The 13,039-nt window shown below is 66.7% G+C and carries 6 protein-coding genes; 4 read left to right on the forward strand and 2 right to left on the reverse strand.

Annotation, left to right across the window (positions count from 1 at the left end):
- The first annotated feature begins 96 nt into the window (after nucleotides 1–96).
- Nucleotides 97–5,025 (forward strand): AAA family ATPase, encoded by a 4,929-nt coding sequence (locus QHF89_RS38425; protein ID WP_136972265.1) that lies wholly within the window; start codon nucleotides 97–99, stop codon nucleotides 5,023–5,025.
- Between the two features lie 12 nt (nucleotides 5,026–5,037).
- Here QHF89_RS38425 and QHF89_RS38430 read toward each other — a convergent pair whose 3' ends face one another.
- Nucleotides 5,038–6,495: a CocE/NonD family hydrolase gene (locus QHF89_RS38430; RefSeq protein ID WP_284721466.1), complete on the reverse strand. Its 1,458-nt coding sequence runs from the start codon at nucleotides 6,493–6,495 to the stop codon at nucleotides 5,038–5,040.
- Nucleotides 6,496–6,962: 467 nt separating this feature from the next.
- On the opposite strand from QHF89_RS38430, the gene QHF89_RS38435 reads away from it, so the two are divergent.
- Nucleotides 6,963–10,037 (forward strand): hypothetical protein, encoded by a 3,075-nt coding sequence (locus QHF89_RS38435; RefSeq protein WP_284721467.1) that lies wholly within the window; start codon nucleotides 6,963–6,965, stop codon nucleotides 10,035–10,037.
- Between the two features lie 15 nt (nucleotides 10,038–10,052).
- On the opposite strand, the gene QHF89_RS38440 is transcribed toward QHF89_RS38435, so the two are convergent.
- Nucleotides 10,053–10,661, reverse strand: coding sequence for a hypothetical protein (locus tag QHF89_RS38440; protein WP_136972263.1), 609 nt, complete (start codon nucleotides 10,659–10,661; stop codon nucleotides 10,053–10,055).
- Nucleotides 10,662–10,940: 279 nt separating this feature from the next.
- Between QHF89_RS38440 and QHF89_RS38445 the strand changes: the two genes are divergently transcribed.
- Together QHF89_RS38445 and QHF89_RS38450 are read left to right on the forward strand one after the other, a co-directional pair.
- The gene (locus QHF89_RS38445; RefSeq protein ID WP_136972262.1) at nucleotides 10,941–11,279 is read left to right on the forward strand and encodes a hypothetical protein; all 339 of its coding nucleotides are present in this window, start codon (nucleotides 10,941–10,943) and stop codon (nucleotides 11,277–11,279) included.
- Between the two features lie 64 nt (nucleotides 11,280–11,343).
- Nucleotides 11,344–13,032, forward strand: coding sequence for a hypothetical protein (locus QHF89_RS38450; protein WP_284721468.1), 1,689 nt, complete (start codon nucleotides 11,344–11,346; stop codon nucleotides 13,030–13,032).
- Nucleotides 13,033–13,039: the final 7 nt, after the last annotated feature.

Raw genomic sequence — 13,039 nt, forward strand, 5'->3', positions numbered from 1 at the left:
GACTCCTGGATTCATCTGCAGTCCGTGAAGAGCGGCGCAGGGGGATGCGCAGGGGGCGTGGACGTCGTGGAGACGAATGCGCCGGAGAGGGGAGCGATGTCGCTGTTCTTGGCCACCGAGGAAACGACGGCCGATGTCAAGGGGTTTGAGATCACCTCCAAGATCGGCGAGGGCGTCAGGTATGTGACGTACCGCGGCCGCCGATTGGGCGACGGAGAGGACGTGGCCGTCAAGGTGATGGCAGCCGATTCCAGCCGACTCGCGGACATCGCGCGCCTCAAGCATACCTACGGCATTCTGCAGCGGATCGATTCGGACAAGATCGTCAAGGTCCACGGCGTCGAGGAGCAAAGGGATGGCCTGGCGGTCATCACGGAGTATTTCCCCGGCACCTCGCTCGCCAGCGCCCTCGAACGGAGAGGGCCGCTCGACATCGACGAATTCCTGGGCCTCGGCATTTCCCTGACCGAAGCCCTGGCCGATCTCCATCGCCGTGGCCTCGTCCACGGCGACACGAGGCCCGAAAACATCCTGCTCGGGGAGGGGAACCAAATCAAGCTCACCGGCTTCGGCGTCGATGGTGTCGTGACGCGGGAGAAGGAGGAGATCTACAGCCGCCGTGTCCTCGCGGAGCTGCTCCCCTATAGCTCGCCCGAGCAGACCCACCGCATGAACCGGAGCGTCGACCACCGGACGGACATGTATTCGCTGGGGGTCGTCTTTTACGAGATGCTCGTGGGGCGGAGGCCCTTCGAGGCCGAGGACCCGCTCGAGCTGATCCACGCCCACCTCGCCGCGACGCCCCCATCGCCCTCGGAGGCGAGGCCCGAGGTGCCCGAGGCGCTCTCCGCCGTCGTCCTGAAGCTGCTCAACAAGGGCGCCGAAGATCGCTACAGCAGCGCCGAAGGGCTGCGGGCGGACCTCGTGGCGTGCCAGCGGCAATGGGAAGCGACGGGCAAGATCGAGCCGTTCGCCCTCGGCCAGCACGACAGGAGTGATCTGCTCCAGATTCATCAGGGGCTGTATGGGCGCGAAAAAGACATCCGTAAGCTCATCGAGTCGTTCGACGACGTGCTCCGGGGCCGGCGCGCGATCATCCTGGTGTCGGGTTATTCGGGCATCGGAAAGTCCTCGCTCGTCCAGGAGATCCTGAAGCCGCTGGCGCGGGAGAAAGGGTATTACATCAGCGGCAAGTACGATCAGTACATCCGCGATACCCCCTACAGCGCCGTGATCCAGGCGTTCGAGGCGCTGCTCAAGCAGCTCCTCTGCGAGAGCGAGGAGCGGCTCGCGGCATGGCGGGAGGCGCTCCTCGGCGCCCTCGGCGGCAATGGGCAGGTGCTCTGCGACCTCTTGCCCTCGCTCGAGCACATCCTCGGCAAGCAGCCGCCCGTCCCCGCGCTCGGGCCCGTCGAGGCACAAAACCGCGTCAACCTCTATTTCCGGAAGTTCGTGTCGGTGTTCGCCCGGCCGGCCCACCCGCTGGCGATCTTCCTCGACGACCTGCAATGGGTGGATTCGGCGAGCTTGAGCCTGATCAAGGCCATCCTCGCGGACGAAGACCGATCGGCGCTCTTCTTTTGCGGGGCCTACCGGGACAACGAGGTGAGCCCGACCCACGCGTTCATGGTCGCGCTGGAGGAGCTCGAGCAGGGCGGCGTCGAGGTCGCCGACATCGTCCTCGAGCCCCTCGAAATCGCCCACGTGCGCGCGCTCATCAACGACAGCCTCGGCGTCACCGACGGGGACGCGCTCGCCGCGGTCGTGCTGCGAAAGACCGGCGGCAATCCCTTTTTCGTGAAGCGGTTTTTGCGGCACCTGTACGAGGCGAAGGTGCTCTTCCGGGATCCCACGGCGGGGTGGCGCTGGGATCTGTCGGCCATCGAGCGATTGGACTCTTCCGACAACGTCCTCGGCCTGATGGCGGAGACGCTCCTCGGCCTGCCGCCGCGCACGCAAGACGTCCTCCGCCAGGCCTCGGCAATCGGCAACATCATCGATCTGGAGGTCCTCTACGCCATCAGCCAGGCCCCTCCGGACGAGACGTATGCGAGCCTGGAGGAAGCCATCCGCGAGGGCTTGATCGTGAACGCGGGCGAACAGCTCCGCTTTGCGCACGACAAGATTCAGGAGGCGGCCTATTCCTTGATCCCGGCGGCGGACCGCGCGGCGTACCATTACCGCATCGGACAGATCCTCCTCCTCAAGCTCGATCCCAACAAGGGACAAGACCTGTTCGACATCGTCAATCACCTGAACAACGCGGGGGACTTGATCACGGCGCCGGACGCGCGGCTCGAATCCGCGTGGCTCAATTTGAAGGTCGCGGAGCGCGCCGAGGAGTCGGGGGCCTTCGCCGCGGCCCTCAAGTACATGGAGTATGGCGCGGCCCTGCTGCCCTGCGATGCGTGGAGCGCGGAGTACGATCTTTCGTTTGCGTATCACACGAAAAGGGGCGTGCTGGAATCGCTCTGCGAGCGGCACGACGACGCGCTCACGACGCTCGCCGCTTGCTTCGGGGAAGCCAAGGGGCGCGTGCACCAGACGGCGGTCCGGCGCCTGATCATGAATGTGCAGATCTTGAAGAATGATCTGCTCGCCGCGCTCGACGAGGGGCTCGCCGCGCTGCGCGCGTTCGGCATCGATTTGCCGCCTTTCCCGGACGCGGACGCGCTCGCCGCCGAGCGCGCGCGGACGTTCGCCATGATCGGGGATCGGCCCGTGGCTTCGCTCATCGACCTGCCCCCGCAGAACGACCCGGAGATCGCCGCGCTGCAGGACCTCCTGCAGGAGATGTTCACGCCCTGCTACCAGCTCGGCACGAACAACCTGGCGATCACGATCATGAAGATGCTGCAAAACACGCTGACCTACGGCATCTCCCGAAACTCGATCTTCGCGTACATGAACTTCGGGACCGTGCTCTGCGCGAGCATGGATATCGAAAAAGGGTACGAGTTCGGCCGCGCGGCGGTGCGCCTGAACGAGCTTCACCCGGACAAGAAGTCCGAGGCGATGCTCGCCAACATGTGGGCGGCGTGGGTCCAGCACTGGAAAGAAGGCTATACGACCTACAAGGCGACGCTCCGCCGGGGCATGCACACCGGCGTCGAGACGGGTCAATACATCTGGGCCTTTTACAACACGGCGAACGCGAGCACGAACAGCCTGCTCCAGGGGCGGCACCTCCAGGAGATCCTCGAAGAAGCGCGGCAATACCAGCCGCTCTGCAAGCTCGACAAGTTCAACGCCATGACCTGGATGGTCAGCGCCATCGCCGAGGTGTGCGAGGATCTGAGCAGGCCTGCGGACGCGGACGTGTCGTCGCGCGTGGCCTGGGTCGACATCGACGTCATCAAGGCGGATGCCCGGAAAATCAACAACACGGCCTCGCTTTATTTCGCGAACGTGTACGACGTCATCGGAGGCGTCTTCAAAGGCACCTACGACGAGGTCGCGGCGATGTGGGGCGCGACGGATCCCGCGAGCGACGTCATGCTCCCGGCCTGGCACGCGACCCCCTGCTTCTATTTCTATGGCGGCGTGGCCTTCGCGCGGGCTGTCACGACCGCGCCGCCGGATCTGCGCGAGGTCTACCTCGCGAGGTTTCACGATTGCGCGCGCAAGATGGCCGTCTGGTCCGAGCTCAACCCGGAGAGCCTGCGCCACCGCCACCTCTTGCTCCAGGCCGAGTTCGCGCGTATCGAGCCTTCCGAACGCGCGGGGAACCTCTACGACGAAGCAATCACCGCCGCCCACGAAGGGGGATTCGCCCATGACGAGGCGCTCGCGAACGAGCTATGCGCCCGTCATTACCTCGACCGTGGCAGGTCCTTCCTCGCGCGGGCCTACCTCGCCGAGGCACATCGGGCCTATGCGCGGTGGGGCGCCGTCCGCGTGATGGAGCGCCTCGAAAAAGAGTTTTCGCACCTGCTCCGGCCGGAGGCGGGGCTTGGCCGCGCCTCGCGCGTGGCGGACGGGGATCCCGCCGCGCACAAGCTCGACCTCGGCGCCGTCGTCAAGGCCTCGCAGGCGATCTCGGGCGAGATCCTGATCCCGCGGCTCCTGCAAAAGCTGATGCACGTCCTGCTCGAAAGCGCGGGCGCACGAAAAGGGTTCGTGATCCTCCGGGAGAACGAGCGGCTCATGATCCGGGCCGAGGGCCATATCGATCAGGCCGAGATCCGCGTGCTCCCGTCTTCACCCCTGGAGTCGCGCCGGGACCTCGCCACCAGCGTCGTGAAATACGTGGCGAGGACGGCGGAGAGCGTCGTCCTCCACGAAGGCGCGAAGAACAGCCCCTTCGCAGACGACGCCTACATCGAGCAGAGCCAGCTCCGATCGCTCCTGGTGACGCCCATCCTCCGGCAGGGGCGGCTCGTCGGGGTCCTGTACCTGGAGAACGAGCTCGCCGGCGGGGTGTTCACGCCGGACCGCATGGAGATGCTGCGGCTCCTTTCCGCGCAGGTCGCCATTTCCATCGAAAACGCGGTCCTCTATTCGAGCCTCGAAGAGAACGTGCGCGCGAGGACGCTGGAGATCGAGCAAGCCAACGCGCGGATCCTGTCCCTCAACGCCGAGCAGCAGCGCCGGCAGGAGATGGAGCTCTCGCAAAAGCAGGCCCTCATCGCGCAGCAAAAAGAGCTCATCCGTGTCCTGTCCACGCCGATCCTCGAGGTGTGGGACGGCGTGCTCACCATTCCGATCGTCGGCGTCATCGACGAGGATCGCTCGTCCGTCATCACGCAAAACCTGCTCACGCGTATCGTCGAGACCCAATCGAAGTTCGCCATCGTCGATTTGACGGGCGTCGACGAGATGGATCCCGGGACGGCCGAGCACATCGTGCGCATCATCGGCGCCGTGCGGCTCCTCGGGGCGAAGAGCATCATCACGGGCATCCAGCCCGCCGTGGCCCGCGCGATGATCTCCATCGGCGTCGATCTGAGTAGCATCCAGACGCGCGCCAATCTCCGCGACGGCCTGCGGACGTGCCTGAACCTCGCGCGGGGCAAGGCTTCTTAGCGCACCGGCGCATCACCGCAGCGGTAGCGACACATAGGACGGGTCCACCGGCGGCGAGAGGAACGTCAGCTCGGTGGATCGATTCTCCATATCGACGTAAAGCGGGTCGACGGTGTCGACGACGAGCGTGAGGCGATGGCCCTCCGGCACGTCGTAGGCCGTCACGAAAAAGTCCGTGTCCACCGGATAGGCCTGGCCGGCCACCGCATCGGGGATCGTGAAGGGGATATGCGTCACGAGGCGCCCCATCCCCAGCTTGTCCGTATCGTAGAGGTAGGCGATCACCGTCGTGGACGCGGAGGTCCCCGGCGCGATCGTCACGTGCAGGTGCGCCGCCCCGCGCAGGCGCAGTGCGCCCTCCAGAACGTCCGACTGCCAGACGCCCGCGTTCGTGCGGTTCACGGCGGCGATCGACACCGGCTGCGCCTCGCCCATGAACACCTCGCTCGCGACGGTGTCCACGCCCGTGACGATCGAAAAGCGCCAGTCCGTCCACGCACGCGTGACCAGCGCGCCCTCGTCGCTCGGCCGCTGCACCTCGCCCAGGTAATACTGCGCGGATCCCGTCGCCATTGCGCGCCACGAGGGATACGCCTCATACCCGCGCTGGTTCCGGGGCTGAATCTGGACCGGCTCCTCCGTGGTGATGCCGGTGTTCATGCCCCGCAAGAAATGGTCGAACCAGCGGTGCACATTGCGCCAGAGGTCCTCGGGCTGGCCGAGCAAGCCGGGCGTCTCCGCCGTGCCGTGCCCGCCTGGGCGCAGCTCGAGCCGCTTGGGTCCCCGCAGCTCGGTGAAGAAGTCGGCGATCGGGTTCGGCGCGAACACGCGGTCATCATACGCATTCGCCATGAAAATCGCGGGGCGGTTCGTGTTGATGCGATCGAGGTACCTCGCGGGGCTGCGCGCCTCCGTGAAAGCGATGACCGCGGGGATGTCCGTGTTGTCGAAGAAATGGCGGAGCATTTCCTGCATCTCTGGCGACGGCCGCCCCGTGAGCGCGGCCGTGAGCGCGAGCAGCCCCCCGCGCACGTGGCGGGTCTGGTTTCCGAGCATCGCGGAGGGGAGGTCGGCCCAGCCGCTCATGCTGGCGACCGCGCGAATCCGCGCGTCGAACGCCGCGCCGAGCAGGCTGAGGCCCGCGCCGTACGAGATGCCCCCCACGCCAATCCGCGCCGGGTCGGTGGGGGTGTTCGCGAGCAGCCAGTCGATGACGTCGCTCACGTCGCCGATGTCCTTGGGCCCGCCCATGTCGATCGTGCCCCCCGATCCGTAAAAACCGCGCGGCGTATACAGGAGCACCACGTACCCGGCCTCGGTGAACTCCTTGGCTTGCAGCAAATACTCGATGTTGGGAAATGCCCAGCTCGTGATGAAAATGACCCCCGGCAAGGGTCCCGGCGTATCCGGGACGAAGAGATTCGCGACCAGGGCCGCTCCGTCACGCGCCTTGATGTCGACGCCGCGCAACGTCGTTTCAGCCTGTGCAGCAAAAGCCCCCAAGCCGAGCGAGGAGATCGTGGCAACGACAGCGATTGCACGCAGCCAGGACGACGACATGGGTTCGGGTTGAACATGCGGAGCCTACCCGGCTGCGCCAAGTCACCTTGCGCCGATGCTTCCACCACGTCCCCATCGTCCTGCCCGGCGACATTCCCGTGGAGACACCCCGACTCGATATTTCCTGCGACGACGGCACCATTGCCGCGGGATTCGTGCTCATGGTTCGCTCGCCCTCCTCCATGCCTCGCAAGCGTGGTAGGGGCGGAATAATGAGCCATCTTCATTTTTCCCCGCACCATAGACATTTCTCATACCTCGTGTTGCCCGTCGCCCTCCTTTCGGGTTGTGCCGAGGCTCCCCCGGAAGCCCCCGCCGCGACGCAAACGTCCGCATCCGCCGCGCATGTCTCTGCGCCCTTCGACGTGGAAGGCGCCATGCGCGCGTCCCGGATCGCGCTCCGGCCCGAGGGCGGACGCTGGCTCGGCGCAGGGCGGGCCCATCGGCTCGCGGCCACGGCGGACGGGATCGAAATCGTGCCCCTCGCGAAGGCGACCTCGGCGGCGCCATCGCCCCGCGAGGGCGCGCCCTTCCGGATCAAAGCCGCCCGCCTCGCGCGGGGCGAGCGCGTGATCCACGGCGGGGCGCCCGAGGCGCGCGTCGAGAAGGGGAGCCACCTCGTGATCGAGAAGCGCGATTTTGCGCAGCACATCGACAATCGCGAGGAGGGGGTCGAGATCTCCTATTCCTTCGCGCAACCGCCGGCGGGCGAGGGCGACCTGCGCGTCGTGCTCGACGTGGAAGGGGAGGCCTTCGTCGGCCGCACGGGCGAGGGGCTGCATTTCGCCGACCCCACGACCGGGATCGGCGTCCGCTTCGGGCGAGCCACCTGGATCGACGCCCGCGGCAAGCGCAGCCCGGTCCGCGTGCGTGTCGAGGGCTCGCACATCGAGCTGCGCGTCAAGGAGGCCGTGCTCGCGTCCTCCGCGTATCCGGCCGTGCTCGATCCGCTCATCTCGCCCGAATTCGGCATGGACGAGCCCACGCTCGCCCTCGGGTCGAGGCGACGGCATGAACCGGTCGTGGCGTGGAACGGCAGCTCGTACCTCGTCGCCTGGCGGGACAACGATCAGCGCCTCCACGGAACGCGCTTCGCCTCGAATGGCACCCTGATCGACGCCGTCGACCACGCGCTGACCACGGACACCGTCAGCGATTACGCGCTCGCGAGCGACGGCTCCGGTTTTTTCCTGACCTACAAGAGCTCGACGCCTGGCCTCTACGGCCAGCCCTACGACGGCAATGGTCAGCCCGTCGGGATGCCGATCCCCCTCAGCACGCAGACCGCCTACAACAGCAAGAGCGTGGTCTTCGACGGGACGAACTACGTGGCCGTGTGGCTCGAAGGCGGCTCGGCCCGCCGCGCGCGCATCACGACGGCGGGGCAGGTCCTCGATCCCGGCGGCGCGATCATCGCTTCGGCCTCCAGCGTGGATATCGCCTCGAACGGCGCGGGGTCGTTCGTCACGTGGACCGGGGCGAATGGGCTCGTCGGCTCGAACCTGGATGCGCAGGGCGTTCTCCTCCAGCCCGCGGGGGTCGCCCTGACGGCGCCTGGCCTCGACCTATGGGATTCGGGCGTCACATGGACCGGGCAACATTACTTCGTCGCGTACGGGCGATATGATGCCGAGGACGCTGCCTACATGGCCGGGACGCGTATCGACCCGACGCAAGGCACGCCCCTCGATCTCGCGGGCATCACCGTGGGCGTCGCTCCCAGCTATTACGAGGACATCAAGCGGCCGGACATCGGGAGCGACGGCGTGAATGCCGTGGTGTCATGGTTCACCTTCAAGGATTCCGAGGCAATTCCGCTCCACCGCGCGCGTGTCAGCCCAGAGGGCGTGGCGCTGGAGGCAAACCCGGCCGGCGCTCAGGTGACGGACCGGGGGATCGCCACGAGCTCGGCGACGAACGGCACGGAGACCTTCATGGTCTGGGAGGAGTCGCTCTACAACGGATTCTATTCGGAGGCCTATTCGGTCCGGGTGCAGCGCTTCGGCCAGGACGGGGTGGCCCTCCATGCGAGCCCGCCGATCGTCGCGACGGCCACGAACACCCAGCACACGCCCTCGGCGGCGTTTGATGGGCAAAACTTCCTGGTCGTCTGGGACGACGATCGGAACTACATGAACGTCGCGGGGACCGACGTGTTCGGCGTGCGCGTGAGCCCGGCGGGCGCGGTCCTCGATCCGGACGGGATCCAGATCGCCGGCGGCAGCCCTGCGACCCATGGGGCGCATGTGGTGTTCGACGGAACGAACTACGCCGTCGCCTGGACCGCGTATCAATCCCAGGACGATCCGACGTACAACATGGCCGGCGCCGCGCACGTGAGCCCGGAGGGCGCCGTGCTGAACAACTTCACGCTCGTCCCGGAACTGTATGAATATGGCGGGCAGAGTGTCCTCTCCGCGGGCAATAACGGCAATAAGCTCTTCGCCACCTTCGACTACGAGGGCGTGCTCTCGAGGCCCTTCAATGGATCCGGGCCGACGTCCCAGCCCAAGCTCGTCGACCAGAATCCGGATGGTTTCTCGATGAGCTCCGGATCCTTCGATGGAACGAACCATCTGCTCGCATGGTATTCGTCCGCGAGCGGCCTGGTCGCGGAGCTGGTCGATGAGCAGGGTTATTATTTGGGCGACGTAGGGCTGATCCCGATTGCGAACAGCACCTTCCGGGGCGTCTCCGCCGTCTTCGATGGGACGAACCATGTCGTCTTCTGGGGCGACGCGGACAAGATCCTCGCCGTGCGGGTAAGCCCGGCCGGCGTGGTGCTCGACGCGACGCCCCTGGTCCTCGTGACCTCGCCGATGTGCGACGTGAACCTCACGCCGCGGAGCGCGGTGATCACGGGGAACCGAATCGTGGTGGGGTATCGAGGCTGCGATGCGGCAGGTACGGCCGATCTCCTCGCCACCGTGCTCGACACGAACCTCTCCGTGCTCACGTCGTTCGCCGTCACGGGTGACGCCACCGAGGAGAGCGCGCCGTCGCTCGCCGCGGGGAGCGAAGGGGAAGTCCTGTTCGCTTATTCGCACCACGACCCCAGCTTGCCGTGGGGCGGCGGGGGAAATCGCGTCTTCGCGCGCATCCTCGATCTCGATGAGGGCAATGGTGGTGCCGGTGGCGCAGGTGGCGCGGGCGGCGCAGGTGGTGCCGGCGGCGCAGGTGGTGCCGGCGGCACGGGTGGCAATGGCGGCAATGGTGGAACGGGCGGGCTCGGCGGTGCGGGCGGTGCCGGCCCTGCCAGTGGGTCCGCCGGTCCCACCGGATCGGGCGGGCAGGGTGGGGGAGCGCCCCCCGACGATGGCGGCTGCACGTACAGCGCGCAGAGCGCTCCCCAAAGCCCGCATGCGCCTCTCGTCATGGCCGCGGCAGCCATGCTCTTCGCCTTCCGCCGAGGCAGGAGCGTGGCGCGAGCGCGCCGAGCCGCGCCACGATGAAAGCTCCTCACGCGCCTACAAGAGCTCGGCGCATTCAATCCCGCGGATCGTCAGTCCCCAGTCGTCGCCGATGTTCCAGACGCGCAGCTCGGCGTCGATGATACGAAGCGCCTCGTTGGCATAACGGAAGTCGTGGATGCTGCTCGACATGTTCCACTGGTCGAGCGGCGCTCTCGCGTCAGCGCAGGCCCCGAGCCCCAGGGTATCGGCGTTCATCTCCCCGAGCGCCTTTTTCATCGCCCCGAGCACCGACATCCCGATCGCCATGAAGTGCACCTTCGGGCACGCGACCGGGTCGGCGTCGTGGGTGTCGCATGCATTCGGATCACGATGGCTGTAATCGATCCGGCGCGTCCCGTGGCCGTGCACGCGGATGTAATACTGCGGGGCGTCCGGATACGGACCTCTGCAGGTCTTCGGCGGCTCGAACGAGACCCCTTCGGCGCTCGGGACAAGCGTGATCTGCGAAGGCTGCCCCTTCACGATGGCGACCGGGCAGTCCTCTGCGGCCAAGGCCCGCGGGGGAGGCCCGCAGCCGACGAACGTGGCGCACGCCACGAGGGCGAGGAGGTGAAGCCGCATCGTCATGAGCGCTTCGCGCCCGAGGGCTCGTTGTCTGGGCATTCCGTGTCTTCTCCGGCAGACGTTTCGATGAAACCGTGCACGCGCCGCCCAAGCAGCCCTCGTGCCAGCCGGAGGCTCCCCGATCCACCGCCCTCCAACGCCACCGCCGACCCAGATCTGTCGACGGGGCGTTCACGCCCCGCTTCGGTTGTGGACGCATCGTCGACAGGCCGCCGACGCCCGAGACGGATACGTCATGGGCCCCGGCCGCGAGATCCGTTGGGGATTGCATGGCCGAGCCGCCCCGCGCGGCCATACTGCGAAGGAGAGAGGTACCCGATGCGCATCTCCGCCGCGCAGATCACCGATTTCGATCGGCACGCCCTCCGCGACTATGCGGTCTCCATGGTCGAGCACCTGCGGGAGCAACTCCCGAAAAAGACGGCCCGGTTCACCGACGACGAGCTCGCGGCGCTCGTCCTCTCCGGCGCCGAGCGGGCGCGCGGTTATGGCCTCGTCCTCGGAGCGGAGGTCGCGCAGTTCCTCTACTTGATGCTGGTCCTCGGCCCCGATTTCGACGAAGCCCCGCGGTATGCCGCAATCCGTCGGGCGCTCGTGCGCTCCGACATCAACAATGGGACCAAGCTCAACCACATCTTCACGCTCCTCTTGACGTGATTGGCCCGACGAGACCGCCCGCCGCGGCGAAGGAGGACCGATGCCTGGGTCGCAGAATGAAACCATGGCAGCGCTCGATGCAATGGATCCGGAGCGCCGCCCCCTGCTGCCGCCCGTGGACACCCGCGCTCCGCAAGCCCCGGAGCAGGCGTCCCCGAGCGACGCCACGTCCGGCTGCTGTGGCTGTTTCGTGGGGGTGTGGCGAATCTTCTTCGGCCGGGACCCGGAGCCGCAGAGCGTGCCCTCGCATGCCGAGCCCACCGAAGCCAGCGTCCTCGCCGAGGACGTGGCGACGGCCGCGGAGAGCAGCCCGCGGGCCCGGTCCCCGATCACCGCCGCGACCCCCTGCCTCGCGACGGAGCCCGTGACCGACGCCGTGCAGGCGATCGAGGCGCCGCCGCCACCGCCGCCACCGCAGGACAACGGGGAGGGGAGCCGCAGCTCGGCGCCGAGGGCCGAGCTCACCCCGGCGCAGAAAGAAGCCTTCAAAGCACAGTTCGAGGAGCACGCGGCGCAGCGGAAGACCAACGGCCAAGACCGGATGGGCAGGAGCCAATACATCCTCCTCAGCGATCTCATGAGCGGCGACTCTCGCCTCGTGGGCCTCTACGCGTCGTACTTCAATTATCCCATCCTGTACCTCCAGAGCCGCGAGAATGCCTCGAAGCGCGATTTCACGCACGAGTACCTCCAGGAGCTCGGCGTGACCGTCTTCAAGCACGAGGTGGACGAAGCGCAAAAAGTCTACAACGAGAGCGACCTGGCAAGTTACCCAGGGCTCGGGATCAAGGCGGCCCATATCACGGAGAAGGTGGCAGACATCCTCGGGGACAAAAACAAAAACCCCTTGGTCTCCCGGGACGCGTTCCTCGGGCACGTGAAATCCAAGCTCCATCGCGAGGACACGCCGGCCGGCCTTCACGGGCTCCTTTCGGAGCAACGCCCTGTCCTCGTCCTCTGGACCAAGGCCAAGGTGACGAACCTGTACACCGGCAAGCCGGAGCACCTGCTCGGGAACACCGGCACCCAGCAGATCCTGGAGCTTGCGCGGGCGAACGGGTTCGCCACGGCGATTGCGGGCGATCTCAAGCTCAAGCAGGGTCACCGGGACCTCATGGACCACGACCTGCGCTTCGTCGAGGAGGGGAAGCTCAAGGGCCTCTCCCTCAAGGATCAATACGCGGCCTTGCAGCGGATCAGCAGGTCCACGACGCTCGTCCATCTCGGCATGCGGAGCGGGCAACTCGAGCCGCTGCCGCTTTTGTGCATGCACACCATTTACCTGGAGGAGGTCAACAACGGTCAGGCCGTGCGCATGCAGAAGCTCGCCAGCGTCACCGATCTCTACGAGCGCCGTCAGTTCGCGATCCCGCCGACGGCGAAGGGGCGCTTCAACCAAGCGTTCACCTATTTCTGGGAGAAGCGCTACCAGCGCGACGCACGGGAGAGGGAGACCCCGGAGGGGGACAAGGCCGTGAAGGCCATGCACCAAGCCGTGATGCAGACGCGCAAGGACGCCGGAGAACGGATGCGCGATGTGGGACAGGGCAATGCCGCGCAGGTCTTCGAGGACTTCAAAAAGACCCCTGCGGCATCGGGTGTGATCACGGCGTTTCCGCGGGGTTTCCTCCCGGAGGATCGCGAAAAAATCGACCATTTGCTGAAGGGGGTGAAGCTCAAGATCGCGCTTCACGAGGCGGCGGGGAACGTCCGCGCCCTCAAGGCGGCCCTCCCGAGCGTCTACCCCCCGTAACAGCCCC

The sequence above is a fragment of the Polyangium sorediatum genome (assembly GCF_029946465.1).
In the GTDB taxonomy this organism is placed as follows: Bacteria; Myxococcota_A; Polyangia; order Polyangiales; family Polyangiaceae; genus Polyangium; species Polyangium fumosum.